18 protein-coding genes and 1 pseudogene are annotated in these 26,836 nt (G+C 69.7%); 10 read left to right on the forward strand and 9 right to left on the reverse strand.

Translation table 11 applies throughout. The features are described 5' to 3' along the window. Window positions 1-127: 127 nt before the first annotated feature. The 7 genes and pseudogenes from BI335_RS17430 to BI335_RS17460 all read left to right on the forward strand — a co-directional run bounded on the left by BI335_RS17430 (window position 128) and on the right by BI335_RS17460 (window position 11,976). Window positions 128-1,708: an acyl-CoA mutase large subunit family protein gene (locus tag BI335_RS17430; RefSeq protein ID WP_094360007.1), complete on the forward strand. Its 1,581-nt coding sequence runs from the start codon at window positions 128-130 to the stop codon at window positions 1,706-1,708. Further along, complete coding sequence (locus tag BI335_RS17435; RefSeq protein ID WP_094432534.1) at window positions 1,698-3,008, forward strand: amidohydrolase; 1,311 nt, start codon at window positions 1,698-1,700, stop codon at window positions 3,006-3,008. Before BI335_RS17430 ends, BI335_RS17435 begins: the two co-directional genes overlap by 11 nt. A gap of 1,188 nt (window positions 3,009-4,196) precedes the next feature. Next, window positions 4,197-5,519 (forward strand): annotated as a pseudogene (locus BI335_RS22160) (LGFP repeat-containing protein); the annotation flags it as partial. 202 nt (window positions 5,520-5,721) lie between these two features. Beyond that, complete coding sequence (locus tag BI335_RS22165) at window positions 5,722-6,969, forward strand: hypothetical protein (protein WP_144009139.1); 1,248 nt, start codon at window positions 5,722-5,724, stop codon at window positions 6,967-6,969. Window positions 6,970-7,205: 236 nt separating this feature from the next. Continuing rightward, window positions 7,206-8,405 (forward strand): TerC family protein, encoded by a 1,200-nt coding sequence (locus tag BI335_RS17450; protein WP_094360015.1) that lies wholly within the window; start codon window positions 7,206-7,208, stop codon window positions 8,403-8,405. A gap of 13 nt (window positions 8,406-8,418) precedes the next feature. Continuing rightward, window positions 8,419-9,651: a DUF2207 domain-containing protein gene (locus BI335_RS17455; RefSeq protein ID WP_094432540.1), complete on the forward strand. Its 1,233-nt coding sequence runs from the start codon at window positions 8,419-8,421 to the stop codon at window positions 9,649-9,651. A 735-nt stretch (window positions 9,652-10,386) separates the two neighbouring features. After that, window positions 10,387-11,976, forward strand: a complete 1,590-nt coding sequence (locus tag BI335_RS17460; RefSeq protein ID WP_094432543.1) for a TROVE domain-containing protein — start codon at window positions 10,387-10,389, stop codon at window positions 11,974-11,976. Window positions 11,977-12,022: 46 nt separating this feature from the next. Here BI335_RS17460 and BI335_RS17465 read toward each other — a convergent pair whose 3' ends face one another. Genes BI335_RS17465 through BI335_RS17475 form a run of 3 tightly spaced genes read right to left on the reverse strand, consistent with a single transcriptional unit; the run spans window position 12,023 to window position 14,886 of the window. Then, window positions 12,023-13,516: a CYTH and CHAD domain-containing protein gene (locus tag BI335_RS17465; protein ID WP_141212394.1), complete on the reverse strand. Its 1,494-nt coding sequence runs from the start codon at window positions 13,514-13,516 to the stop codon at window positions 12,023-12,025. Further along, entirely contained in the window at window positions 13,513-14,277 is a 765-nt protein-coding gene (locus tag BI335_RS17470) for a 3-hydroxybutyrate dehydrogenase (RefSeq protein ID WP_094360027.1), read from the reverse strand. The genes BI335_RS17465 and BI335_RS17470 overlap by 4 nt, the downstream gene beginning before the upstream one ends. Window positions 14,278-14,286: 9 nt before the next feature. Beyond that, complete coding sequence (locus BI335_RS17475; protein WP_094427529.1) at window positions 14,287-14,886, reverse strand: DNA-3-methyladenine glycosylase I; 600 nt, start codon at window positions 14,884-14,886, stop codon at window positions 14,287-14,289. 52 nt (window positions 14,887-14,938) lie between these two features. On the opposite strand from BI335_RS17475, the gene BI335_RS17480 reads away from it, so the two are divergent. Continuing rightward, window positions 14,939-15,634: a DsbA family oxidoreductase gene (locus BI335_RS17480; RefSeq protein WP_094427477.1), complete on the forward strand. Its 696-nt coding sequence runs from the start codon at window positions 14,939-14,941 to the stop codon at window positions 15,632-15,634. A gap of 307 nt (window positions 15,635-15,941) precedes the next feature. Here the strand turns inward: BI335_RS17480 and pntB are convergent, their stop codons facing one another. The 5 genes from pntB to BI335_RS17505 form a co-directional block, all read right to left on the reverse strand. Next, window positions 15,942-17,369 (reverse strand): Re/Si-specific NAD(P)(+) transhydrogenase subunit beta, encoded by a 1,428-nt coding sequence (pntB, locus tag BI335_RS17485; RefSeq protein WP_094427478.1) that lies wholly within the window; start codon window positions 17,367-17,369, stop codon window positions 15,942-15,944. 9 nt (window positions 17,370-17,378) lie between these two features. Next, window positions 17,379-18,914, reverse strand: coding sequence for a Re/Si-specific NAD(P)(+) transhydrogenase subunit alpha (locus BI335_RS17490; protein ID WP_094427480.1), 1,536 nt, complete (start codon window positions 18,912-18,914; stop codon window positions 17,379-17,381). A 6-nt stretch (window positions 18,915-18,920) separates the two neighbouring features. Continuing rightward, window positions 18,921-19,295: a GNAT family N-acetyltransferase gene (locus BI335_RS17495; protein WP_094427482.1), complete on the reverse strand. Its 375-nt coding sequence runs from the start codon at window positions 19,293-19,295 to the stop codon at window positions 18,921-18,923. Next, window positions 19,292-19,792, reverse strand: a complete 501-nt coding sequence (locus tag BI335_RS17500) for a carboxymuconolactone decarboxylase family protein (RefSeq protein WP_094355956.1) — start codon at window positions 19,790-19,792, stop codon at window positions 19,292-19,294. The genes BI335_RS17495 and BI335_RS17500 overlap by 4 nt, the downstream gene beginning before the upstream one ends. A 76-nt stretch (window positions 19,793-19,868) precedes the next feature. Continuing rightward, on the reverse strand, window positions 19,869-22,952 hold the full coding sequence (locus BI335_RS17505) for a cytochrome P450 (protein ID WP_208109370.1): 3,084 nt from the start codon (window positions 22,950-22,952) through the stop codon (window positions 19,869-19,871). Between the two features lie 72 nt (window positions 22,953-23,024). On the opposite strand from BI335_RS17505, the gene BI335_RS17510 reads away from it, so the two are divergent. Further along, window positions 23,025-23,966, forward strand: a complete 942-nt coding sequence (locus BI335_RS17510; protein WP_094427484.1) for a LysR family transcriptional regulator — start codon at window positions 23,025-23,027, stop codon at window positions 23,964-23,966. A 67-nt stretch (window positions 23,967-24,033) separates the two neighbouring features. Further along, a complete protein-coding gene (locus BI335_RS17515; RefSeq protein WP_094432545.1) occupies window positions 24,034-25,122 on the forward strand; it encodes an FAD-dependent oxidoreductase in 1,089 nt (362 codons plus the stop codon). Window positions 25,123-25,125: 3 nt separating this feature from the next. Here BI335_RS17515 and BI335_RS17520 read toward each other — a convergent pair whose 3' ends face one another. After that, a complete protein-coding gene (locus BI335_RS17520) occupies window positions 25,126-26,790 on the reverse strand; it encodes an ABC transporter family substrate-binding protein (protein ID WP_094427487.1) in 1,665 nt (554 codons plus the stop codon). Window positions 26,791-26,836: the final 46 nt, after the last annotated feature.

Consider the following 26,836-nt stretch of genomic DNA (forward strand, 5'->3'; position numbering starts at 1 on the left):
AACCTGAAGCTATCGGCTCGGCGCCGGTCTGGGGACCCCGCAAGTTCCACGCTGCCAAAGATTCACCGGCGGTCCGTCAGGCCGTTACCTGAGTTCAACCGCCGGGGGCGCGAGTATGGTGCTCCCCATGAGCGGTCAGACCGAATCCGGAACCGAGTTCAAGTCCGTCTATGACGCGGACTCGCTCGCCGACTTCGATCCCGCGACCCAGCTCGGCGAGCCGGGCTCCTACCCCTACACCCGCGGTGTCTATCCGACGATGTACACCCAGCGGCCCTGGACGATGCGGCAGTACGCCGGTTTCGGCACCGCGACCGAATCCAATGCCCGCTACAAAGAACTGATCGCCAACGGCACCATGGGCCTGTCGGTCGCCTTCGATCTGCCCACCCAGATGGGCCACGACTCCGACGCCCCGCTCAGCGCCGGCGAGGTCGGCAAGGTCGGGGTGGCGATCGACTCGATCGAGGACATGCGGATCCTCTTCGACGGCATCGATCTGGGCGAGGTGTCCACCTCGATGACCATCAACGCGCCGGCCGCGGTGCTGCTGCTGCTCTACCAGCTGGTGGCCGAGGAGCAGGGTACGCCGGCCGCCCGGCTCACCGGCACGATCCAGAACGATGTGCTCAAGGAGTACATCGCCCGCGGCACCTACATCTTCCCGCCGGAACCCTCGCTGCGGCTGATCTCGGACATCTTCGCCTACTGCAAGGCCGAGATCCCGCGCTGGAACACCATCTCGATCTCCGGCTACCACATGGCCGAGGCCGGTGCCACACCGGCGGAGGAGATCGCGTTCACCCTGGCCGACGGCATCGCCTATGTGCAGGCCGCGATCGACGCCGGACTGGCGGTCGACGACTTCGCGCCCCGGCTCTCCTTCTTCTTCGTCTCCCGCACCTCGATCCTGGAGGAGGTGGCCAAGTTCCGCGCCGCCCGCCGGATCTGGGCGAAGATCATGACCGAACGCTTCGGTGCGAAGAACCCCAAGTCGCAGATGCTGCGCTTCCACACCCAGACCGCGGGGGTGCAGCTGACCGCGCAGCAGCCCGAGGTGAACATGGTGCGGGTGGCGGTGCAGGCACTGGCCGCGGTGCTCGGTGGCACCCAGTCGCTGCACACCAACTCCTTCGACGAGGCGATCGCGCTGCCGACCACCAAGTCGGCGCGGCTGGCGCTGCGCACCCAGCAGGTGATCGCCTACGAATCCGATATCGCCAAGACCGTCGACCCGTTCGCCGGGTCCTATGTGGTGGAGTCGCTGACCGACGACGTGGAGGCCCAGGCCTGGCAGCTGATCGAGCGGGTCGATGAGCTCGGCGGCGCGGTGAAGGCGATCGAACAGGGTTTCCAGAAGAACGAGATCGAGACCTCGGCGTACCGGATCGCGCAGGAGATCGATTCCGGCGAACGGGTTGTGGTCGGGGTGAATCGGTACACCATGGAAGAAGAGGACCGTTACGAGCCGTTGCGCGTCGACCCGGCGATCGGGGAGCAGCAGGCGGCCCGGTTGGCGACCCTGCGCGCCGGCCGCGACGACGCCGCGGTGAAGGCCGCGCTGGTGGCCGTCCAGGAGGCGGCCCGGGGGAGCGACAATGTGCTCTACCCGATGAAGGAGGCGTTGCGGCTGTCGGCCACCGTCGGCGAGGTCTGCAATGCGTTACGAGAAGTCTGGGGAGTCTACGAACCGAATGATGCGTTCTGAACAGGAGGCGGCCGCACCGGCCGGTGGCGGGGTGATCGAGGACCAGCAACCTCCGCGCGCCGGCCGGGAACGGACCGACCCCACGGCGGTGGCCGCCCGGATCGACGAGGTGGTCGCCGAGCTGGAACCACGGCTGATCGCCTACCGCCGGGACATGCACGCCCACCCCGAGCCGAGCCGCGAGGAGCACCGCACCACCGCCCGGATCCGCGGCGTACTCGAATCCCTCGACCTGGAACCCCAGGGGTTGGACGTGTCCACCGGGCTCTACGTCGACGTGCTGCCGCGTGGCCAGCGCCGGACCCCGCGGATCGGGCTGCGCGCCGACATCGACGCCCTGCAGCTGCTGGACACCAAGGACGTGCCCTACCGCTCGACCCACGAGGGTGTGGCGCACGCCTGCGGTCACGATGTGCACACCACCGTGCTGCTCGGTACCGCCGCGGTGCTGGCCCGGCTGCGTGACGAGGGGCTGCTGCAGCGCGGGGTACGCCTGCTCTTCCAGCCCGCGGAGGAGACCATCGGCGGCGCCAGCGACATGGTCGCCCAGGGTCTGCTCGACGAGCTCCGCGAGGTGTACGCGCTGCACTGCGATCCGCGCACCGAGGTCGGCCGGGTCGCGCTGCGCACCGGTGCGATCACCTCGGCCTGCGACCGGTTCTCGGTCCGCTTCATCGGCCCCGGCGGGCACAGCTCCCGGCCGCACCTGTCGGCCGATCTGGTGATGGCGATCGGTGCGGTGATCACCGAGGTGCCCACCCTGCTGTCGCGGCGGATCGACCCGCGGGTCGGTGCCTCGATGGTCTGGGGTCAGGTGCGGGCCGGCAATGCCGCGAACGCGATCCCGGCCACCGGTGAGCTGTCCGGCACGCTGCGCTGCCTGCAGCTGGAGGGCTGGCAGCGGGCCCGGGATCTGGTCCCCGAACTGATCGCCCAGGTGGCCGTGCCCTACGGCGTCGAGGTCGAGGTGGACCGCTCCGAGGGCATCCCGCCGACGGTCAACCATCCCGGTGGCACGGCCCGGCTCGCCGAGGCGGTGCGCACCATGCTCGGTGTCGACGGGGTGGGGGAGACCGAGCAGTCGCTGGGCGGGGAGGACTTCTCCGAGATGCTGCTGCGGGTGCCGGGTGCGCTCGGCCGGCTCGGCGTACGCCCCCTCGGCCAGCAGGACTGGCCCGATCTGCACCGCCCGGAGTTCGACGTCGACGAGCAGTGCCTGGCGATCGGGGTACGCGTGCTGTCCGCGCTGGTCGCGCTGCGCGGCGATCCGGCACCCCCGCGCAAGCGGCCCGCGAGCTGACCCCCGGCTGAGCGCACTCTCACCGACGGGTCGAGGTCAGGCCTCGCCAGTCGACGAAACCCGGCTCTAGGCTGTGGGTGACACCACCCCCCGCTTCCCGAGGAGTCACCCATGTCCCGCTGGTTCGCCCGCGGCCTGCTCAGTCTGGCCGCCGCCGGCGCCCTCGCCGCCGGTCTCGCCGGTCAGGCGTACGCCGCACCCCCGACCCCCGAACCGACCGACCGCCCGGACCCGGCCCTGCAGCAGGCGGTCCGCCGCGATCTGGGCATCAGCTGGGAGGAATACCTGACGCGTGGCGCCCAGGCCGAACGGGCCAGCGAGCTGGACCGGCAACTGGCCGGCACCCCCGGGTATCGCGGGGTGGTGCTGCAGGGCAGCCAGATCGTGGTCACCGGTGACGGCAGCAAGGTCGACGGTGCGGCCCGCGCCAAGGGGGCCCGGGTGACCGCCGCCGGTCGGCGCGCCGCCAGCGCGGACCCGATGCTGCAGAAGTACCTCACCGAGGTGGGCCCGGACGGGCTGGCCGCGCTGCAGGTCACCGCCGACGGCTGGACGGTCACCGTCGACCAGCCGGACCGGGCCCGGACCAACCGGTCCGGTCGTGCGGTCACCCCGCAGCAGTTCGCCGAGCAGAACCCGGGGGTCGAGGTGCGCGCGGGCCGGCCCGCCGAACGCCGCGCCGTGGTGCTCGGCGGCCAGGGCTGGGTCGGTACCCCGGCGGGGGTGCTCTGTTCGGTCGGTTTCGCCGGATTCGACACCAGCGGTCGGCAGGAGATGCTGACCGCCGGGCACTGCACCCGCGACAACAGCGTCGATCAGGCCTGGTTGGAGGCCGACCGCAGCCAGTTCCTGGGCAACCGCACCTTCTCCCAGTTCGGCGGGCCCAACAACGCCACCAACACCCAGTCCACCGCGGGCACCGACATCTCGATCTTCGGCGGCGCCCAGCAGGACCTCCGGCCGCTGGTGGACACCTACGGCGGCCAGTCCAAGGTCACCGGGGTGGTCACCCCGGTCGTCGGCGCCCCGGTCTGCGACTCCGGGCGGACCAGCCGATCCTGGCGCTGCAGCACGATCACCGGTGTCGGGCCGTTCGCGGTCTACGGCTTCCGCGGTGACGACGATGTCCGCTGGGTGAACGGCTTCGAGACCCCGATGACCACCCTGGGCGGTGATTCCGGCGGTTCGATGGTCAGCGGGCTGAAGGCCGTCGGGGTGCTCAGCGCCGGCGGCAACTACGGCGGTGTCGAATACTCCTTCGGCTCCGATCTGGCCGTCTACCGGCAGCAGCTGGGCCGCCAGATCGAGATCTATCTGGGTACGCCGTCCGCGCCGCCCGCCGCGCCGGGCAGCACGGTCACCGGCCGGGTGCCGGTGGATCGCGGGGACACCATCGCCCCGGGTACCACCGTGCGGGTGGACGGTGCGAACGGGACCGTCGCCCAGGTGGCCGCCGACGGCAGCTTCACCTTCACCGCGCCGAGCAACGGCACCGCGGTCACGCTGACCGTGCAGAACGGTTTCAGCCGCTCCGGCAGCTTCACCTGGGACCCGCGCTACGGTTCGGCGACCGGCCCGCGCAACTGCGGGCTGCGCGACGGCGGCTGCTTCCAGAACTTCGTCACCGGGGCGGTCTACTCGTCGCCGAACTCCGGTGAGCACCAGGTCAGGGGCCGGATCTATGACAAGTGGGGTTCGCTCGGCTGGGAGAACGGCCGGCTCGGCTACCCGACCGGTGACGAACAGTGCGGACTCGCCGGTGGCGGCTGCTACCAGCAGTTCCAGGGCGGGCGGATCTACTGGAGCCTGCCGACCGATGCGCACCCGGTCTGGGGCGAGATCGGCAAGGAATACCAGGCCGTCGGCGCCGAACAGAGCACCCTGAAGTATCCGACCGGTGATGAGATCTGCGGCCTGCGCGACGGCGGCTGCCGGCAGGAGTTCACCGGCGGCAGCATCGGTTGGAGCGCGAAGACCGGCGCGCACGCGGTCTGGGGCCGGATCGCCGAGCGGTGGAACAACCTCGGCGCCCAGAACGGCATGCTCGGCTGGCCCACCAGCGGCGAGATGTGCGGGTTGAGCGAGGGTGGTTGCTGGCAGCGGTTCAGCGAGGGCCGGATGTACTACACCCCGCAGCTCGGCGCCAACCCGATCAAGGGCGCCATCGGGCAGAAGTGGGATGCGACCGGTTTCGAGAACGGCACCCTCGGTTATCCGACCGGGCAGGAATACTGCGGACTCGCCGGAAACGGTTGCCTGCAACGATTCCAGCGCGGCTCGATCTATTGGAGCCCGGCCACCGGGGCGTACTGGATCCGCGGCGCGATCCGGGACACCTGGGGTGCCAACGGCTGGGAGGCCGGCCGGCTCGGTTACCCGACCAGCGATGAGCAGTGCTGGATCGCCGGCGGCTGCTTCCAGACCTTCACCGGCGGCTCGATCTATTGGAGCGGCCCCTCGGGTGCCTGGCCGGTCTGGGGCGCGATCCGCGAATACTGGGGTGCGAACGGCTGGGAGGCCGGTCGCTTCGGCTACCCGACCTCCGGGGAGAGCTGCACCAACTCCGGTACGCCCCAGGCGGTCTGCCGGCAGAGTTTCCAGAAGGGCACCATCACCGACCCCGTCCCCGACGCCCACGCCGACCCCGCTGCATCCGGTCGACCAGAAGTACGCCGACCTGGGCGGTGCCGCTGGTTTCCTCGGCCAGCCCACCATGGGCCTGGCCTGCGGGCTGAAGGACGGCGGCTGTTTCCGGCACTACCAGGGCGGCTCGATCTATTGGACCCAGGCCACCGGGGCACATTTCACCCGCGGTCTGATCAAGGATCTCTGGGCCCGGCAGGGCTGGGAGACCGGTGAGCTCGGCTATCCGACCATCGACGAGTTCTGCATGAAGGACGGCTGCTTCCAGGGATTCCAGGGCGGGGACATCTACTATTCGCCCGCCGGTGGCACCCATGTGGTGCCCCAACGGGTCTGGGGCACTTATGTCTCGGCCGGGGGAGCCAGCGGGCTCCTCGGTTACCCGACCGGTGACCTCAACTGCGGCCTGGTCCGCGGCGGTTGTTTCCAGACTTTCCAGAAGGGATCGATCTACTGGTCGCCGGAGACCGGGGCGCAGTGGATCCGCGGCGCGATCGCCCAGAAGTGGGGTTCGCTCGGCTGGGAGACCGGTTTCCTGGGTTACCCGACCAGCAATGAGCAGTGCTGGATCGCCGGCGGCTGCTTCCAGAACTTCCAGGGCGGCAAGATCTATTGGAGCCTGAGCAGCGGTGCGCACTTCGTCCGCGGCTCCATCTTCGACCGCTGGGGTCAGCTCGGCTGGGAGAACGGCTTCGGCTTCCCGACCAGTGATGAGAACTGCGGGCTGCGCGACGGCGGTTGCTTCCAGACCTTCGGCAAGGGTTCGATCTACTGGTCCCCGCGGACCGGCGCCCAGGAGGTACGCGGGGCGATCGCCGACAAGTGGGGATCGCTCGGCTGGGAGACCGGCTTCCTCGGCTACCCGACCAGCGGCGAGTTCTGCGGCCTGCGGGCCGGTGGCTGCGGCCAGCGGTTCCAGAACGGCTCGATCTACTGGTCGCCCAACACCGGTGCGCACTTCGTCAAGGGCGCGATCCGCGAGGAGTGGGGTCGCTACGGTTGGGAGCAGGACTTCGGCTACCCGACCACCGACGAGATCTGCGGGATGAAGAACGGTGGCTGCCGACAGGTCTTCGAGGGCAACGACCACATCTACTGGTCGCCGCAGACCCCTGCCTCGGCCGTGCCCCAGGAGTTCATGGAGCCCTGGGGACGCTACGGCTGGGAGACCGGCCGGCTCGGCTACCCGCTGAACCCCTATGTCCAGGATCTGCCGGACGGGCGCACCGAGTTCGGGGTCCAGTACCAGGGTGGCTGGATCTTCTACCAGTTCCGGGACTGGAACAACCTCGGCCCGGCGCAGGTCCAGTGGCGCTGACCTGCTGAACCGACAGCGACGGGCCACCGGGGCGTACGCCTCCCGGCGGCCCGTCTCGCTGTTCGGGGAATATTCCCTCATGATTTGCCCGTTCCCGGCATGACCCGCGTATGATTGACAGGTCAACATCCGCTGCAACTTCACGCTGAAGGCAGCGGCCCCCATCCGGACGGCCGACCAACGAACTCAAGACACACCGGTGGCGTACTGCCTCTGCGCGCCGGTCGAGGAGAGCTGTGGTCCCCACCTGGGTCTGGATCGCGACCATCGTCGGCATCGTCGCGCTCCTGCTTTTCGACTTCTTCTTCCATGTCCGCAAGGCGCACACCCCGACGCTGCGTGAGGCCTCGATCTGGTCGGCGCTCTATGTCGGCATCGCGATCCTCTTCGGTATCGGCGTCTGGATCTTCGGCGGCACCGACATGGGCCAGGAGTACTTCGCCGGCTACGTGACCGAGAAGGCGTTGTCGGTGGACAACCTGTTCGTCTTCCTGATCATCATGGCGAGCTTCAAGGTGCCGCGCGCGGACCAGCAGAAGGTGCTGCTGTTCGGCATCGTGTTCTCCCTGATCGCCCGGACCGCGTTCATCGCCGTCGGCGCCGCGCTGATCAACAGCTTCGCCTGGATCTTCTACCTCTTCGGGCTGATCCTGATCCTGACCGCCGGCAATCTGCTGAAGAAGGAGGCGCAGGACGAGGACGACGACGATGAGGCCAACAACTTCATCATCCGGATCGCGCGCCGCTTCCTGCACACCTCCGACGAGTACGACGGCGACAAGCTCTTCACCGTCAAGGACGGCAAGAAGATGCTCACCCCGATGCTGCTGGTGATGGTGGCGATCGGTGGCACCGACATCCTCTTCGCGCTGGACTCGATCCCGGCGATCTTCGGGCTCACCCAGAACGTCTTCATCGTGTTCACCGCGACCGCGTTCTCGCTGCTCGGCCTGCGCCAGCTGTACTTCCTGATCGACGGACTGCTGGACCGGCTCATCTACCTGTCCTACGGGCTGGCCGCGATCCTGGGCTTCATCGGCGTCAAGCTGATCCTGCACGCCCTGCACGAGAACAACGTGCCGTTCATCAACGACGGCGAGAAGGTCAACGTCGTCGAGATCACCACCGGCCTGTCGCTGAGCGTGATCATCGGCGTCCTGGCCGTCACCGTGATCGCCTCCCTGCTCAGCCCCAAGGGCCGGGCACTGAGCATCGCCAAGAACGCCCGGCGCCATGCCCAGCAGTACCTGGATGCCGACTACGAGTCCGATCCTGCGCTGCGGGAGAAGAACTACCAGAAGCTGCTGGAGGAGGAGCGGCAGTTCCGCGAGCTCGATGAGAAGCAGCGGGTCTGGGTGAAGGATCACGAGCAGGAGACCGCGGAGCTGATCGCCGAGGCGCATCGCGAACACGATCGGGCCGAGACCCAGTCGTGAGATGATCCGGTAGGTGAACGTGGTCATCGTCGCCGTCGGCGTCCTGCTCCTGCTGGTCGCCGTCACGGTCGCCGTCGTCGCCTGGCAGCGGAGCCGGGATGAGATCTTCATCGGTCCCACTCCCGGCCTGCTGCCGGCGCCCGGCCAGCCGGTCCGCGTCGAACGGGTGCGGCCTGGCCGGGAGTACGCCGGGGCGGTGGCGGTGCAGTTCCAGCCGCCGCGCGATCTGGCGCCCGGGCTGGTCGGCACCATCGTCGACGGGCACGCCGAGATGCGCGATGTCACCGCCACCATCATCGATCTCGCGGTCCGCGGGTTCCTGCGGATCCAGTCGGTGGGTGCCCCGGAGGCGGGGCAGCAGGACGGCCGCGGCAGGGGCCGGAAGGCCAAGCAGGACTGGATTCTGGAGGCGCTGCCCAATCCGCCGGCCGATGCTCGGCCGTTCGAGGCGGCGCTGCTGCGCGGCCTGTTCCGCACCGGACCCAGGGTGCGGATGTCCGATCTGCAGGCGGGCGCCGGTCAGGCGATGCGCGAGGCCCAGGTGGACCTCTACCGGCAGGTCGTCGCCAACGGCTGGTATCCGCGGCATCCCGCCGCCTCCGGTGGCAAGCTGCGCATCTGGGGCACCCTGTTGCTCATCCTCGGTCTGATCGCGGGGCTGCTCACCGTCTCCCTGGCGCTCACCCTGCGGGCGGAGTGGTGGGCGCTGGCCGGCCCGATCGCGGCCGTCGTCGGCGGCCTGGTGCTGCTGCTGGTCGGGCGCCGGGCCCGGGTCGGGCGCACCGCCACCGGGACCGCGGTCGCGATCCAGGCCCGCGGGTTCAAGCAGTATCTGACCACCGCCGAGGCCGATCAGATCCGCTTCGAGGAGGCCTCGGAGATCTTCAGCCGCTATCTGCCCTACGCGATCGTCTTCGGCGTCGCGGACCACTGGGCGAAGGTGTTCGGCGAGGTCGCGAAGCGCTACCAGGCCCAGCTCGGGGTGGCCGGTGGTTACACCGCCGGCGACGCGCTGTTCGACCTGATGTGGTTCGATCTGCTCACCGACGGCGACCTCGACCTGTTCAACCTGCCGGAACTCTTCGGCGGTCTGGACATCGGTGACGCCGGGATCGGTGACGTGCTGAGCGGCTTCACCGACAGCGTGGACAGCTTCGTCGACTCCGCGAACGGTTTCGACCTCCCCGACCTCGGCGGCTGCGACGGCTGCGACCTCGACCTCGGTGGCTGCGACGGTTGCGGCTGAGCCCCCGCCACGTTCATCGAGTGGCTCGCGCAGCGAGCGCCCCACCACGTTCATCGAGTAGCTCGCGCAGCGAGCGGCCCCGCCACGTTCATCGAGTAGCTCGCGCAGCGAGCGTGTCGAGATGAACCCGTACGCCGGTTGAGCGAGCGAGGTACGAGCGAGTCGAAGCCAGCGCCCGTGGTGAAACCACCCCTACTTGCGTGAAACCCCCACTGCAGCAGGGGTTTCGAGCACCGGAGGGTGGTTTCACGGGAGCCACCGGTTGGTGCGGTTCATCTCGACACGCCGACCATTGCTCCGCTGGCGCTCCGCATGGTCGGCTACTCGATGAACGTGGGGGAGGCCGCTCGGCGTGGTCGGCTACTCGATGAACGTGGGTGCTGCGATAAATCGGATGCGCGGCCCGGGAGTGCGGCTCATACTGGATGAGTCGCGGAGCGGCCGGGCCGGAGGAGCTCGGTTACCTCTGTCACAGGATGAAAAGGCCGCGGGTTCGACTCCCGCCCACCTTCGGGTGCGTAGCTCAGTGGTAGAGCATTTCACTTCCGGGAGCCATCACCATGCCCGGCCGTTCGCGACAGGTGCGGGCCGACGATGATCGGTTATCTGGCATACCTGGTTCGATTCCACTCTCGCCCATTCGGCGGGGATTCCGGTCGTCACACCCATGCCCGCACCGCCCAACAATCCAAGCACCATTGACCAATCACCGAGCACCGTGGAGGAGGAACCACCATGGTCGACATCCTGAAGCTGATCAACCTGCGGCGTACCCCGCAGGCGATGCCCGCACACCCCGATCAGCGGCCGAACGCCGCGGGTGGCTACACCTTCGTCCTGGACGACGTGGCCCGGCTGCGCCGGTTCCTGGTGCTCGGTACCGACTCGGGCACCTACTACACCAACGCGCCCGAGCTCACGCTCGACAATGCCGAGGTGCTGCTCCGGCTCTGCACCGATGACCCGGATTCCTTGCTGGCAACGATTCGCGAGGTCTCGCTGTCCGGGGCCGCGCCGCGGCAGCAGCCGACGCTGTTCGCGCTGGCCGCCGCCACCGCGCGCTGCGACGAGCCGCACCGTCGGCAGGCGCTGGCGATGCTGCCCGAGATCGCCCGCACCGGCACCCAGCTGTTCCTGTTCACCGGTTACGTCGAGCAGTTCCGCGGCTGGGGTCGTGGGCTGCGTCGCGCGGTCGCGTCCTGGTACGCCGATCAGCCGCTGCAGAAGGTCGCGTACCAGACCGTCAAGTACCGTTCGCGGGCCGGTTGGACGCACCGTGACCTGCTCCGGCTGGCCCACCCGGCCACCACCGACGAGGCCCGTCGGGCGCTGTTCGAGTGGGTGGTCCGTGGCACCGACGTGTCCGGGATCGACGGGCTGCAGCAGGTGGCCGCGTACGCCGCGGCGCAGCAGGCGACCGGTGCCGAACTGGCCGAGCTGATCACCGCCGGTGACCTGACCTGGGAGATGCTCCCGGATCGGGCGCTGGCGCGGCCCGAGGTCTGGGAAACCCTTGTCCGCAAGGGGATGCCGATGACCGCGCTGTTGCGTCAGCTCGGCCGGCTGACCAAGCTCGGGGTGCTCGGCCAGGGGCGTGAGCTCACCGAGCTGGTGGCCGACCAGCTCACCGATGCGGATCGGCTGCGGGCGGCCCGGGTGCACCCGCTGCAGGTGCTGATCGCGCAGCGCACCTACGCCCGCGGGCGTGGGGTGCGTGGCTCGCTCACCTGGCAGCCGGTGCCGCAGCTGGTCGATGCCCTGGATCAGGCGTTCGACAAGTCCTTCGCCGCGATCCGGCCCACCGGCAAGCGGCTGCTGCTCGCGGTCGACGTCTCCGGTTCGATGGGCTGGGGGCAGATCGCGGGTACGCCGATCACCCCGCGGGAGGCGGCCGCCGCGATGGCGCTGGCCACCGCCCGGACCGAGTCGGCGTACCAGCTGCTCGGCTTCTCGCACCGCTTGGTGCCGTTGCCGGTCACCCCGCGGCAGCGACTGGACGACGCGCTGTCGGCCATGGGACGGGTGCCCATGGGTGCGACCGACTGCGCGCTGCCGATGCAGCACGCGCTGCGGGAGAAGTTGGCGGTGGACGCCTTCGTGGTCTACACCGACAACGAGACCTGGTACGGCAACGAGCACCCGCACCAGGCGCTGCAGCGCTACCGCGAGCAGACCGGGATCGACGCGAAGCTGATCGTGGTCGGGATGACCGCAACCGGTTCCACGATCGCCGTACCCGACGACCCGGGCATGCTCGATGTGGTCGGCTTCGACGCCTCGGCGCCCGCGGTGCTGGCCGACTTCATCACTGGTGACGCCGGCTGAGCAGGCGCCATCGGGTCGAAACCGGCGTCCCGGGTCGCTCGGAAACTCAACCCTGGATGAGTTTCCGGGCGGCCCGCAGGGCCTGCACACCGTCGGTGCGGGCGGTCTCTTCACGCTCAGACTGCAGTTGGAACAACACCCCGTGGGTGAATGCCGACTGCCCGGCAGCGGTCGCCGCGGCAGCCAGCCCCGGCAACTGCTCACGGACCAGCGCGCAGTCCTGGGCGATGCCGAGGGTCTGGGTCACCCGCTTCCAGGCGGTCGCGATCTCCGCCGCGTCCGCACCGAGCGTGGGTGCGGCAGCCTCCCAGGCGTAGCGGGCGGCCTTGGCCCGCTTGCGGACCAGATGCCAGGCCGGACCGGATGCCTCGTCCGCGCTCTTCCGCGCCTTCTTCCAGGCCTTCAGCACCCGCCGGTCCGCGCGCTCCAGGAACTCGGGCAGTGCCCCCTTGGCGCGCGCTCCGGCGTACTCACCGAAGGGCGGTTCGGCGATCAGCTCCATCAGCGCGGTGCCCAACCGGGCGTAGCGCGGCGAATCCATCGCTGCGAGGAGCTGCTGATGCGCCGCCTGCTGCTGCTCGGCCAGCTCCCGGTCGAGCTGGGTGTCGACGGAGCCGACGACCGCGGCCGCCGGCAGATCGGCCACCTCGGCCCGCAGCAGCTCGGCCAGCACCGCCGGGTCGCGGGTCGCGCCGAGCAGGCCCGCGTACCACTTCAGCTCATCGCGCAGCGGATCGGTGACCTCGCGATCCAGCACCGACCGGAAGGTGCGCAGCGTGCTCCGCAGCCGCCGCGTCGCCACGCGTACCTGATGCACCGGCTCCACCTCACCGGCCCGGACCTGCGGTTCCAGCGCCTGCAGCACCCCGACCTGGGTGGCCAGGTAGTCACCGAGCACCCGGGCCGTGGACGCCTTGCGGGGACGCGGAGGCTCCTCCGCCTCGGCCAGCCGTTCACCCATCGCCTGCACCAGCTTCGACACCGATGCCGAAACCGGTACGCCACCGGCGGCCAGCACCTCGGTGACCCGCTCCAGCAGCTCCTCATCGCCGCGGGTCAGCTCGACCTCCAGTTCCCGCCAGGACTCCTCGGTGCCCCGGCGGGTCGCGGTCACCGTGTCATCGCAGAGCACGGCCAGCGAACCGCCGCGGGGCCCGGTCAGCTGGATCTCGGTGCGCCGGGTGCGCAGCTCGACGACCGGTACCAGGGGAGCCTCGCCGATCACCTCCGCGACCTGCGCGCGCAGCGCCTCGGGCACCAAGCGGGCCCGCGAGCCGGTGGTGAGTGGCAGCTGCATCTCGGTCCGGCTGTCACCGTCCCCGGGCAGCTTGAGATGCCAGCCGGAGTCATGGCCGCCGGTCCGCCGACGCAGGGTGCGGCGATTGCGCGCCAGCAGCAGATCCGGGGTGTCGTAGTAGACCGCGCTCAGCTGATAGGTCTTCCGCTTGCCGAGGGTGACGACCTCACCCAGCTCGGGGATCGGCTGGTCGGCGTCGATCCGGAACTTGCGCTCGGTCTCGGTGCTCCGCTTCGGGGTCATCGCGCGGTCCACCCGCCGTCGACGACCACATCGCTGCCGGTGATCATGCTGCCGTGGGGCCCGGCCAGGAAGGCGATCAGCTGACCCAGATCACCCGGGTCGACGAACCGCTTCACCGCGTGCGGGGCCAGCATCACCTTCTCCACCACCTCGTCCTCGCTCATCCCGTGCGCCTTCGCCTGATCCGGCACCTGGTTGGCGACGATCCCGGTCCAGGCATACCCGGGATTCACGCAGACACTGGTGACACCGTGCTCGGCCCCCTCCAGTGCGGTCACCTTCGACAGACCCTCGAGTCCGTGTTTCGCTGCCACATAAGCGGATTTGTACGCCGAGGCGACCAGTCCGTGCACCGACGACACGTTGATGATCCGGCCGAAGGACTGGGCGTACATGTGGGGGAGACAGGCCCGGATCAGCAGGAACGGTGCCTCCAGCATCACCCGGTTCAGCAGCCGCCAGCGTTCCGGGTCGAAGTCCTGGATCGGGGTGACCTGCTGCAAGCCGGCGTTGTTGACCAGGATGTCGGCCTCCAACCGCAGCTCCTCCAGCTGCCCGGTGTCGCCCAGGTCGACCACCCACGGTTCCCCGGAGATCTCCCCGGCGAGCTGTTCGGCGGCTGCTTCATTGAGGTCGGCGACCACCACCTGCGCACCGTGTTCGGCCAGGGCACGCGAGGTCGCGGCGCCGATCCCGGAGGCTCCGCCGGTGACGATCGCCCGCCGGCCGGCGAGGGGCTGGGTCGCATTCTGTTCCGACATGGGCACAGATTACCGGTCGGCCCAGACCCCCGAGCTGCCGCGTCGGTGCGAGTCGACCAGGTGGGTGTCGACCATCCCGACGGCCTCCATCAGCGCGTACATCGTGGTCGGGCCGACGAATCGGAAGCCGCGCTTCTTCAGTGCCTTCGACAGGGCGAGCGATTCGGCCGACCGGGTGGGGATCTCGGCGAGGATACGCGGCCGCGGGGTGTCGGCCGGTTGGTGGGACCAGATGAACTCCTCCAGTCCACCGTCGGCGCGCAGCGCCACCGTGGCCGCCGCATTGCCAATGGTGGCGAGGATCTTGGCCCGGTTGCGGATGATGCCGGCGTCGGCCAGCAGGCGTGCCACGTCGCTGTCGTCGAAGGCGGCCACCCGGTCCGGGTCGAAACCGGCGAACGCGGCACGGAAGTTCTCCCGCTTGCGCAGGATCGTCGCCCAGCTCAACCCGGACTGGAAACCCTCGAGGCTGAGCCGCTCGAACAGCCCGTGCTCGTCGCGCACCGGCATGCCCCACTCGGTGTCGTAGTAGTCCCGCAGCAGCGGATCGCGGGCCGCCCAGGCCGGGCGGGCCAGGCCGTCGTCACCGATCACCACATCGCTGCTCATGTCGGCCGAGCGTACCGGGAAGAAATCTCGGCCGCGCGGGGTTGCACCGATCATGGAGATCGAGATCTGGTCCGACATCGTGTGCCCGTTCTGCTACCTCGGCAAGCGTGAGTTGGAGAACGCGCTGGCCGGCTTCGAGCACGCCGACGACATCACCATCAGCTGGCGCAGCTTCGAGCTGGACCCCTCGATCGAACCGGTCGTCGAGGGCAGCCTGGTCGACAAGATCGCCGCCAAATATGGGATGCCGGCCGAGCAGGCCGAGCAGTCGCAGCGTCAGATCGCCGCCCGCGCGGAGTCCCTGGGGCTCACCTTCAACTGGCAGCAGGCCCGGTTCGGCAACACCTTCGACGCGCACCGGCTGGTGCACCTGGCCGCCGAGCTCGGGCTGCAGCAGGAGGCGTACGAGCGGTTGCTGCGGGCCTACTTCACCGAGGGCGTCGCGGTCGGCGACAAGGCCGAACTGCAGCGCCTGGGGGAGGAGATCGGACTGCCCGCCGACCGGGTGCGCTCGCTGCTCGCCTCCGACGAGTACGCCGGGCAGGTGCGCGCCGACGAGCAGCGCGCCGCGAAGCTGCGGATCCAGGGCGTGCCGTTCTTCCTCTTCGACGGCCGCTTCGCGGTCTCCGGGGCGCAGCCGCAGGAGGTCTTCGAGGCCGCCCTGCAGAAGGCCTGGGACGCGCACCGTCCCGATCAGCTGATCGACATCGGCGGCTCCGGTGAGGCCTGCGGCCCCGACGGCTGCTGACCTGCCTCTCCCTCCGCCGGCTGAGCGGTGCCAATCACGTTCATTGCGTGTCGAGATGAACCTTCTCGGGAGGGGTTCATCTCGACACGCAGCCCATTGCTCCGCAGGCTCCGCATGGGCTGCTACTCGATGAACGGTAGTGGCGCAGCCCATTGCTCCGCAGGCTCCGCATGGGCTGCTACTCGATGAACGGTAGTGGCGCAGCCCATTGCTCCGCAGGCTCCGCATGGGCTGCTACTCGATGAACGGTAGTGGCGCAGCCGCCATTGCTCCGCTTCGCTCCGCATGGCGGCCTACTCGATGAACGTCAGAGGGCGGCGAGGATGTCGTCGACGCGTTGTTTCGCGTCGCCGAAGAGCATCTGGGTGTTCTCCTTGAAGAACAGCGGATTCTGCACCCCGGCGTACCCGGGCGCCATCGAGCGCTTGAAGACGACCACATCAGCGGCGTTCCAGACCTCGAGCACCGGCATGCCGGCGATCGGTGAACCGGGCTCGTCCTGGGCGGCCGGATTGACGGTGTCATTGGCGCCGATCACCAGGACGGTGTCGGTGTCGCCGAAGTCGTCGTTGATCTCATCGAGCTCCAGCACGATGTCATAGGGCACCTTCGCCTCGGCGAGCAGCACGTTCATGTGCCCGGGCAACCGGCCTGCCACCGGGTGGATCGCGAACCGGACCCTGACCCCGGCCTCGCGCAGCCTGCGGGTCAGTTCGGCCACCGGATACTGCGCCTGCGCGACCGCCATCCCGTATCCCGGGGCGATCACCACCGAGCTGGAGTTCTTCAGCAGTTCGGCGACCTCGGCGGCCTGGATCTCCCGATGGGTGCCGTAGTCGCGGTCCTCACCACCGGCGGTCACCTCGGCGCCGAAGCCGCCGGCGATCACCGAGATGAACGAGCGGTTCATCGCCTTGCACATGATGTAGGACAGGATCGCGCCGGAGGAGCCGACCAGCGCACCGGTGACGATCAGCAGCGCGTTCTCCAGCATGAACCCGGCTGCGGCCGCCGCCCAGCCGGAGTAGGAGTTCAGCATCGACACCACCACCGGCATGTCCCCGCCGCCGATGCTGGCGACCAGGTGGAAGCCGATGGCCAGCGCGATCAGCGTCATCAGCAGCAGCGGGAGCAGTGCGGGCGCGGCGACGAACCAGATGCCCAGGCCGAGGCAGGCGATCAGGCCGAGCAGATTGAGCAGATGCCGGGCCGGCAGCATCAGCGGTGCCGACTTCATCCGCCCGCTCAGCTTCGCCCAGGCGACCAGCGAACCGGTCAGCGTGATCGCACCGATGAACACCCCGAGGAAGACCTCGACCAGGCCGACCGCATCGCTGCTTTCCCCACTGAGGAAGGAGTTCAGGCCGACCAGCACCGCGGCCAGGCCGACGAAGGAGTGCAGCAGTGCGACCAGTTCCGGCATCCCGGTCATCGGCACGGTACGCGCCCGCCAGGCTCCGATGACCGCGCCGATCGACATCGCCAGGGCGATCAGGATCGCGGTGATCAGCACATTGCGGGCACCACCGACGGCGTCGGCGTGCTGCAACCCGAGCACGATGGTCGCGCCGACCGCGAGCACCATGCCGACCACACCGGCTACGTTGCCGCGGCGCGCGGTCTCGTGCTTCGACAGCCCGGCCAGGGCCAGGATGAACAGCAGTGCGGCCAGGATGTAGACCACGCGAACGGCGCCGGACAGCACCGCGGAGGCGTCCAGGGGAAGCAACGACATTCTTCTGCCTCAGTCCTTCGAGAACATCGCCAGCATCCGGTTCGCCACCAGGAAGCCGCCGAAGATGTTGATGCTGGCCACGGTCAGGGCGATGAAGGCGAGGATCCGTACCACCAGGTTGTCCGAACCGATCTGCAGCAGTGCCCCGATCAGGATGATCCCGGAGATCGCGTTCGTCTCGGTCATCAGCGGGGTGTGCAGGGCGTGGGTGACGTTCGAGATCACGTAGTAGCCGACCACCACCGCCAACGCGAAGATCGTGAAATAGAGCAGGAAAGCCGACGGGGTGAACGCCAGGCCGACGGCCAGCAGCACCCCGAGCGTGCCGAGCGCGACCCGCGCCGGGCCGCGGCCGCGACGTACCGGTTCGACCTCGTGCGCCGGTTTCGCGGCGGGCACCGGAGCCGGTGCCGCCGACACCGTCACCGGTGGGGGTGGCCAGGTCACCTCGCCGCGGTCGGCGACCAGCATGGAACGCTGCACCGGATCGTCGAGATCGAGCACCAGCTGACCGTCCCTGGCCGGGGTGAGCAGCTTGACCAGATTGACCAGGTTGGTGCCGAACAGCTGGGAGGCCTGGGTCGGCAACCGGCCCGCCAGATCGGTGTAGCCGATGATGATCACCCCGTTGTCGGAGACCACCACCTGATCGCGCACGGTCAGCTCGCAGTTGCCGCCGTTCGGCGCGGCCAGGTCGACGATCACGCTGCCGGGTTTCATCGCCGCCACCATGGCGGCGGTGATCAACGTCGGTGCCGGCCGGCCGGGGATCAGCGCGGTGGTGATGACGATGTCGGCGGCCGCGGACTGATCGGCATAGAGCTCGGCGGTGCGCTGCTCCTGGTCGGCGGTCAGCTCCTTGGCGTAGCCGTCGCTGGATGCCTCGGCATCCTGCGCACCGGGCAGGTGGGTGAACTCCGCACCCATCGACTCGACCTGCTCGGCCACCTCCGGGCGGACGTCGAAGGCGTAGACCTGGGCGCCGAGCGAACTCGCGGTCCCGATCGCGGCCAACCCGGCCACCCCCGCACCGACCACGAACACCCGCGCCGGCGGCACCTTGCCGGCGGCGGTGACCTGGCCGTTGAGCAACGAGCCGTAGCTGTTCGCGGCCTCGATCACCGCCCGGTAGCCGGCGATGTTGGCCATCGAGGACAACACGTCCAGCGCCTGGGCCCGGGAGATCCGCGGCACGGCATCCAGCGACAGCGCGGTCTCACCGCGGTCGGCCAGTTCGGCGAGCAGTTCGGGGGAGCGGGCCGGGTCGAGCAGGCAGGCCAGCAGCTGCCCCTCGCGGAGCTGCGGAAGTTCCTCCGGCAGCGGGGCACGGACCTTCAGCACCAGATCGCTGCGCCAGACCTCGTCGGCGTCGGCGAGTTCGGCGCCCGCTGCGGCGTACTGCTCGTCGGGGAGTCTGGCCGCCCGGCCGGCACCGGCCTCGAACACGACCTGATGGCCGAGCGCGATCAGCTGGCCGACCGTCTTCGGGGTGGCGGCGACCATCGTCTCCCCGGGCCGCAGTTCTGCCGGTACGCCGATCCGCATCTGCCGTCAGCCCATCCGCTCGGCTGCCACGCGCAACTGCTCCGGCTTCGGCTTGACGACGTGGTCGGCGTACTCGGGATGCTTCGGCAGCCACTTCACCACGTAGGGGCAGACCGGCACGATCTTGTATCCCCTGGCGATCACGTCCTCGACGACGCTGCGGACCAGGGTGGCGGCGAGACCCTGACCGCCGTAGGCCTCGGAGACCCCGGTGTGCACCAGGATCCGGCCGGTCCCGTCGGTGAGTTCGGTGTCGACGTAGAGCTCCTCACCGATCACCTGGTCCGCCGGGTCGGCCCGGTGGTCGATCAGCACATAACGCTGCTCGTCGGCGCGGTCCTGCACCTCGAACTGCTCGGCCTGGTCGGTCTGCTCGGTCATCGGTGGGCTCCTTCGGGTCGGGTTCGGATCACCTTGCCGTCCGCGTCGCGCGGCCGGACGGCGTGTTCGCTGAGGATCGAGATGCGGTTGAAGGCGTTGATGGTGACCGCGATCCATTCGGCCGCGACGAAGGTCTCCTCACCGAGTACGCCGTGGGCGGCGTAGAGGTCGGCGTCCGAGTCGTCGGTGATCGGCAGTCTCGTCGCGGCCTCGGCGATCGCGAGCACCGCCCGTTCGCGTTCGGTGTAGATGTCGGCCTCCCGCCAGGCCGGCAGCAGATCGAGCTGCTGCTGGGTGATCCCGGACTGCCGGGCCTGCCGGGAGTGCAGGTCCAGGCAGAAGGTGCAACCGTTCAGCTGGGAGGCGCGCACCTTGATGAACTCGGTCTCCTGCGCGGTCAACCCGTGTGCCAGCGCGGCCTCGCGGATCGCGGCCGAATAGTCCTGCGCGGCCTGCCAGGCGCCCGGCATCACTTTGTCCAGCAGCGGTCGTCCCATGGCAGAACCATAGGCGGTGCGGTCCTTCGAACCGGGTCGACCCGCGCCGGCGGGGTCTCGTCAGGCGGGCGTCTCGTCAGGTGGGGGCGAGCTGCAGGGTGCCGAGTACGCCCTCGGCCCACTCGCCGGCGGCCTCGGCGGCCGGGACGGTCCCGCCGGCGTCGTGCCGGCCGTATTCACCCACCCGGGTCGCCCCCCGGGCCTCGAGGGCCTCGGTGAGCAGTTCGCTGCCCCGCGAATAGGTCTTGGTGTAGCTGGCATCGCCCATCCCGAACATGGCGAACCGCACCCCGGTGAGATCGATCGGTTGCTGCCGCAGCTGTGCATGGAACTCCGCGGCGGAGGTGGGGACCTCACCGTCACCGTAGGTCGAGCAGACGATCAGGTGGAACCGGGTCGGGTCGAGGTCGGCCGGGCCGATCGAACCGAGGTCGGCGACGACCAGATCCTCGCATTCCCCGAGCAGGGTGCTGAGTTCCTCGGCGACGAGTTCGGCATTGCCCGATTCGGTGCCGAACAGGATTGTCACCGGTACCCCGGCAGCCAGTGCGTGGCCGGTGCCGGCCGGTGCGGCGGTGAGGTGCTCATCGAGGCTGTCGTCGCGGGCCGCCGCGAGCAGCGCCGCCCGGGTGGTGAGCTTGGCCCGGCAGCGCCCGGCGGCGGCGCCGAGCCGCTCCCGCAGGTCGATGCGGCGCCAGCCGTCGAAGTCGGTGGCGTGGTCGGGTGGGTCGATTCCGGTGGCGCCGGTGCTCATCGTGCCGGCGTGCACCTCGGCGGCGATCATCGCCGCCAACGCCTTGGCGTCGACGCGCTGGTCGGGGATGGTGCCGCGGCCGTTGCCCCGGAGCCAGCCGATCGCGAACAGGCCGTCCTCGATCCGGCCGTCACCGGGAATCGGTGAGACCGGGCAGATGCCCTGGCGGGCGATCGCTGCGGGGTCGCGGACGAAACCCATCGCGGTGACGACCGAGTCGGCGGGCAGGCGTACCGACTCGCCGGCCTGGTCGATCTCGACCCCGGACACCGCGCCGTCGGTGCCGAGGATCGCTCGCGGCGTGGCCCCGAACCACCAGTGCAGCTCGATCCGGCCGGTCCCGGCGCTCGGTTCGACGAGGTCCCGCAGCGCATCGAGTTTGGCATCCTTGCCCGGTTCGGTGGCATCCAGTTCGACACCGTGCAGCACATGGGTCACCCCCGGTACCCGGGCGAGCTCGCGGATCATCACCGGATCGAACTTGGCCGCGGTCGCCGCCGAGCGGCCGATCACGTCGAGTCGGGTGATGCCCTCGCGCAGCGGTGCGTGCACCAGGTCGTCGATGTCGCTGCCCTCGAGCGCGCCCGGTTCGCAGATGAGCAGCCGGAGGATGTCGACGGCGACATTGCCCTGGCCGATCACCGCGATCCGGGAGCCGAGCCGCGGGCGGGCTGACTGGTGGCCCGGTGCCTCATCGGGGTGGCCGTTCAGCATCCGGGTGAGGGGACCGGCGGCGTAGACGTGCGCCAGGTCGGCGCCCGGGATGTCCAGGGCCCGATCGGTGGCCAGCCCGCTGGCGAGCACGACGGAGTCGTAGTTCCGCCTCAGGGTGTCCAGGCTCAGATCGCGGCCGAGTTCGGTGTTGCCGATGAACCGCGCCCTGGGGTCGGCGAAGAGCCGGTCGAATTGCGTGCTCACCGACTTGGTGCCCTGGTGGTCGGCGGCGACGCCGTAGCGCAGCAGCCCGTAGGGGACCGGCAACCGGTCGAAGACGTCGACCGAGGAACCGGAGACCTGGCGCAGGATCTCCTTGGCGGTGAAGCAACCGGCCGGCCCGGCCCCGATGACGGCCACCTTCGGCCCCGGGCGCTCGTCGGCCGCGGCGGTGGCCGTGCCCTGCGCCGCGCCGTCGTCGGCGCGGAGACCGTAGTCGGGCGTACCGCTGGTCGAGGTCCAGGTGACGGGCAGGGTGAGCATGCCCCGGAACACCCAGCCGCCCATGGTGGCCGGCTGCGTGGGGTCGGCGGACAGCCCGCGCAGGCTGGTGAACAGCAGCGGGAGAGCGACCTCGGCGATCTGGGCGCGGGCGGCCCAGTTGCCGAGGCAGACATGGACGCCCTTGCTGAACGCCAGGTGCGGCTTCACCTCGCGGTGGATGTTGAACTTCTCCGGATCGGTCCAGATGGTGCGGTCGCGGTTGGCGGAGAGCACGCAGATGCCGAGCTTCGCCCCGGCGGGCAGCGGCGTACCGGCGAGCACCGTGTCCCGGGTGACCTGGCGGGAGTAGAGGCCGATCGGCGCGACCCAGCGGATCGTCTCCTCGAACACGGTCGGCCACAGCCCCGGGTCGGACAGCACCGCGGCCCGCTGCTCGGGATGGGTGAACAGCGCGTGCGCGGCCACCCCGAGGGCATCGCGGGGTTCGTTCAGCCCGCCGCCGATCGTCATCTTGATGTTCGCGCGGATCTTCTCGATCGGCATCCGCTCACCGGGCATCGACAACAGCGCGGAGAGCAGCGAGTCGTCGCGGTGGGTGAGGTGGTACGCCAGCATCTCGTCCAGGGCGGTGTCCACCTCGGTGAACGACCGTTCCCCCTCCGCCCAGACATCCGGGTCGTCGGCGTAGTTGCCGGTCGCATCGATCAGGGTCTGCGACCAGCGCTGCAGATCGGCCTGGTCGGCGTTGTACAAGCCGAGCATCCGCCGCAGCGTCTCGGCGGCGTACGGTGCGGCGAAATCCCAGAGCAGGTCGGCACCGGGCCCCTTGGCGATCAGGTCGGCGAGCAGGTCCTCGGCGACCTCGCGATACATCGACAACCAGACCCGCTTGACGTAACCGGGCTTCAGGATCGGCTGCCAGGCGCGGCGTTCGGCGTAGTGCTCGGGATCGTCGCGGCGGAGCATGGAGTGCCCCATCGCCCGGATCTGCAGCGAACCCTCCTCGTTGGCCGAGAAGGTCTCCTGATCGTGCTCGGTGACACTGATCGCCTCGTAACTGGTGATCAGGTAGCGGTTGACCGCCGGGACCCAGTGCACGCCACCCTCGTCCCGGAGGCGTTCATAGATCGGGAACGGGTCGACCTGCAGATCCGGGATCCGGACCCAGTCCGCAACCGGTGCTGCTGCCTGGAGCTGAGAAGTCATCGTCATCCCCGCCTCGTCATCGAGTTCAGTGCTGGCGCTCACCGCCAAGTCTGGGCACACTGGAAATGAAGCACAAGCGGAATCAGTCGCACTTCCAATTCGGAAAAGGCGGATATGCAGACCCAGCAGGCCCCCAACTTCAGCCTCCGACAGCTGTCCTATCTGCTCACCGCGGCCCGGCTGGGCACGATCTCGGCAGCGGCCGCGGAACTGCACGTCTCCTCCTCGGCGATCTCGGACGCGATCACCGCGCTCGAACAGCAGCTCCAGTCGCAGTTGTGCATCCGTCGCAGGGCACAGGGCCTGGTGCTCACCGCCGCCGGCCGGCAGGTGGCCGCGCGGGCGCAGGCCCTGCTCGCCGAGGCGAACGATCTGGAACGCGAGCTGAAGACCTCCGACGGCGAGCTGGTCGGCCCGATCACGATCGGTTGCTATCCGACGCTGGCGCCGCTGATCCTGCCGGTGCTGCTCGCCGAGTTCGGGGAACGGCACCCCCGGGTCGGCCTGGAGATCGTCGAGACGACCCAGGACCGGTTGGCCGGTCGGTTGGAATCCGGCGAGATCGACCTGGCGTTCGTCTACGAGACCCTGATCCCCGGTGCGCCGAACCACGCGCGGCTGTTCGCGCAGCCGGCGCACGTGGTGCTCGCCGCCGACGACCCGTTCGCCGACCGGCCGGCGGTCCGGCTGGAGGATCTGGTCGAGCGCGACATGATCCTGCTGGACTCGCCACCGTCGAGCCAGCACACGCTGTCGCTGTTCCACGACCGCGGCCTGCGGCCCAGGATCCGGCACCGGGTCGCCAGCTATGAGGTGGTCCGCACCCTGGTCGCCCGCGGACTCGGTTACGGGGTGCTGGTGCAACGGCCGCACAACCCGGCGAGCTACGAGGGCTATCCGCTGGTGCTGAAGGAGATCGAGCCGGCGGTCGCACCGGTCGCCGTCGAGATCATCTGGCCCGCGGAGGTCCCGGTGAACGCGCGGGTGCGGGCGCTGATCGAGTTCGCGCTCGCGGAACCCCGGTGGGGCGCCCCGCGCTCCGCGGGCGAGCAATAGGCTGATCCCCGGCAGCGGGTCGGCGGATCGACTCGACGAGACTCGGGGCGGACGAACGGAGATCAGGGTGTCGGAGCGGGTGACCGTCATCGGGGCAGGGATCACCGGACTCACCGTGGGGTTGCTGGCCGCGCGGGCCGGGCTGCGGACCGAGGTCGTCGACCCGCAGCTGCGACCGGGGCAGCGGACCGGGTTGATGGGTGCGCCGGCCGGGTTGCAGCAGGAGCTGCAGTACCACCACGTGCTGCGCTGGCATGGTGCCGGCGGGCTGCAGGCGTACGCCGACCAGGTACGCCGCGGTCAGCGGTTCGTGCTCGCCGCCGCGGCCGATGCCGGGGTGCCGGTGCGGTTCGCCGATCAGGCCACGCTCACCGCCGACGGCAAGGAGGCGTTCTGGCTGCGGCACGAGGTGCACGCGATGCGGCGCGCCGGCGTGCCGGCGGAGTTCACCGACGAGACCGGGCTGCCGTTCTCGGCCCGGCCGATGCTGGTCACCGGTGACCAGCCGGTGCTGGATCCGGCCGCCTACCGCGACGGTCTGCTGGAGACCTTCACCGAGGCGGGTGGGGTCGTCGAGGACCGGCCGCGGGGCGGTGCTGGCGGCTGGCTGGTGAGCACCACCCCCGAGCCGGCCTTCGACCGGGTGCTGCTCGGGCCGCGGTTGCGCAGCAGCGAGTGGAGCTGGCTGGAGCTGACCAGCGAGGATCCGGCGGCCTTCCCGGGCCGCAGTGGTACCGATCTGGACGACGGCGGCCGGCTCTGGATCCGGACCGCCGAGGACCGGCTGCTGCTGGGCAGTCGCCGCGACGACGGCCGGGCCCGCGCGGCGAGCTGGTTCCCCGATGCCCGGGTCACCGACGCCTGGCGGGCCCGCGCCACCGCCAGCCTGGACGCCGCCCCGTTCGTCGGTTTCGCCGGCCGGGCCGCCGAACGGCGGCTGGTGGCCTGCGGATTCGATGCCTGGGAGCTGACGCTGGGCACCGCGGCGGCGCTGCAGTTGGCGGCGGTGCTGACCGGCGGTGGTACCGGCCGGGCGGAACTGCCCTGGGCCCCGATCCGGGTCCCGCGGCCGCTGAGCCTGCTCGGCGCCGGCTGGAGCCGGGCCCGACACGGGCTGAAGATCAGCCCGGTGTCCCCGTTCCCGCGGCGCCGATAGGGCTCACTTCAGGTAGCCGACGTTCTCCCAGGCGACGGTGGACAGGCCCTGGGCGCCCAGGTTGGCCAGCCGGATCGAGGTGCCGACGAGCTGCGGCTGCTGATAGAGCGGAATGGTCGGCAGCGTCTCCCACAGCTTGCTGTCCAGCTGGTTCGCCAGCTCCTGGCGGCGGGGCAGTGCGGGCTCATTGGTGATCTGCTCGAGCAGCTGGTCGATCTCCGGGTTCTCCAGCCGGGAGTAGTTCTGCTCGGCGCCGGAGCCGAAGCGATCGCTGAGTCCGGCGATCGGGTTGCGGCTGCCCTGCCCGCCCATGGTGATCAGGTCGAACTGACCGCCGGAGAGTACCGAGCCGTTGTCGAACTCGGTCAGCCCGATCTCGCTGACCTGCACGTCGAAACCGACCTGCTTGAGCTGGTCGGCGATCGCGGTCGCCTCGGCCTCGGACGCGGCGACGCCGCGGATCTTGACCAGCTTCACCTGCAGCGGCCGGCCATCCTTGCTGCGGGTGCCGTTGGACTGCGACCAGCCGGCATCGTCGAGGGTCTTGCGGGCGGTGTCCAGGTTGCGGGCCAGCTCCAGCCGCTCGACGTTGTCGGCGTACCCCTCCTGACCGGTCAGGAAGATCCGGTTGTTCAGCGGGGCGGCGTTGAAGTCCAGATCCGGGTACGCCTGGCTGCCGATCTGGGAGCGGTTCAGGGTGAGCTGGATCGCCCGGCGCACCTCGGGTTCGTTGACCGGGCCGGCGCTGCCGGTGTTCAGCACCAGCTGGCGCCAGTTCGTCGAACCGGCCCGGCGCACCTGATGGTCCGGCACGGTCCGGGCGGCCTGGTAGAGCTCGCGGGAGGTGCCCAGGTCGAGCACGTCGATCTCCTGGTTGGTGTACGCGCGGGCCTGGTTCTCGCGCGGCACCTCCTTGATGGTGAGCCGGTCGAGCAGCGGCTTCTCGCCCCACCACAGCGAACTGGGGCTGGTGATCAGCACCCGGTTGGCCTGGTCGTACTGGTCGACCTGGAAGGGCCCGGAGGTCCACTCCTTGCGGAAACCGGTCCAGTTGTTGAACGTGTTGGGGTCGCGTACCGACTCGGCGCGCAGCACGCTCACCTTGTCGAAGACCGCGCGCCAATCGGGGTAGGCCCGGTTGAAGGTGAGCTGCACCTCCTGCTGGCTGGCGCCGGCCTTGACCTCGGAGATCTGGTTGAAGCGCAGGTCGGAGCCGCAGCGGAACCCGCTGGTCCGGCCGTTGCAGGCCTGCCAGGTGGCGATCATGTCGTTGGCCGAGATCGGCTGGCCGTCGCCCCAGGCGGCGCGCGGGTTGAACTTCAGGGTGACCACGGTCGGGTTGGTCGAGGTCTCGGTGGCCGACTCCAGGTAGGCGGTGTTCGGGGTGGCCACGCCGCGGTCGTCGTAGCGGAAGAAGCTCGGCAGGACCGCCCGGCGGAAGGAGTCCAGGCTGTCGTTCGAGTCGGCGGACATCGGGTTGAACGCGCCGAACGACTCGGTCGCCAGGCGTACCTCGCCACCGGGCTGCAGCTCACCCCGATCGCGGGTGTTCACGTCACTGGCCGGGAGCGGAACGGTGTTGCTCTCGCCCTTGTCCTCGGGTTTGGTGCAGCCGGTGAGCAGCAGGCCGGCCACCACGGGCACGGCCAGGAACCGCCGGAACCTCACATGTCCTCCATCGCCTCAGGCATACAAACCCCGACAGCGTACCGGC

It is taken from the genome of Enemella evansiae (genome assembly GCF_002250705.1).
Classification (GTDB): domain Bacteria; phylum Actinomycetota; class Actinomycetes; order Propionibacteriales; family Propionibacteriaceae; genus Enemella; species Enemella evansiae.

Excerpts from the sequence above, each read along its gene's own strand:
- BI335_RS17430 (WP_094360007.1), top strand. The coding sequence starts at position 128 with ATGAGCGGTCAGACCGAATCCGGAACCGAGTTCAAGTCCGTCTATGAC.
- BI335_RS17435 (WP_094432534.1), top strand. The coding sequence starts at position 1,698 with ATGCGTTCTGAACAGGAGGCGGCCGCACCGGCCGGTGGCGGGGTGATC.
- BI335_RS22165 (WP_144009139.1), top strand. The coding sequence starts at position 5,722 with ATGGGCCTGGCCTGCGGGCTGAAGGACGGCGGCTGTTTCCGGCACTAC.
- BI335_RS17460 (WP_094432543.1), top strand. The coding sequence starts at position 10,387 with ATGGTCGACATCCTGAAGCTGATCAACCTGCGGCGTACCCCGCAGGCG.
- BI335_RS17465 (WP_141212394.1), bottom strand. The coding sequence starts at position 13,516 with ATGACCCCGAAGCGGAGCACCGAGACCGAGCGCAAGTTCCGGATCGAC.
- BI335_RS17470 (WP_094360027.1), bottom strand. The coding sequence starts at position 14,277 with ATGTCGGAACAGAATGCGACCCAGCCCCTCGCCGGCCGGCGGGCGATC.
- BI335_RS17475 (WP_094427529.1), bottom strand. The coding sequence starts at position 14,886 with ATGAGCAGCGATGTGGTGATCGGTGACGACGGCCTGGCCCGCCCGGCC.
- BI335_RS17480 (WP_094427477.1), top strand. The coding sequence starts at position 14,939 with ATGGAGATCGAGATCTGGTCCGACATCGTGTGCCCGTTCTGCTACCTC.
- pntB (WP_094427478.1), bottom strand. The coding sequence starts at position 17,369 with ATGTCGTTGCTTCCCCTGGACGCCTCCGCGGTGCTGTCCGGCGCCGTT.
- BI335_RS17490 (WP_094427480.1), bottom strand. The coding sequence starts at position 18,914 with ATGCGGATCGGCGTACCGGCAGAACTGCGGCCCGGGGAGACGATGGTC.
- BI335_RS17495 (WP_094427482.1), bottom strand. The coding sequence starts at position 19,295 with ATGACCGAGCAGACCGACCAGGCCGAGCAGTTCGAGGTGCAGGACCGC.
- BI335_RS17500 (WP_094355956.1), bottom strand. The coding sequence starts at position 19,792 with ATGGGACGACCGCTGCTGGACAAAGTGATGCCGGGCGCCTGGCAGGCC.
- BI335_RS17510 (WP_094427484.1), top strand. The coding sequence starts at position 23,025 with ATGCAGACCCAGCAGGCCCCCAACTTCAGCCTCCGACAGCTGTCCTAT.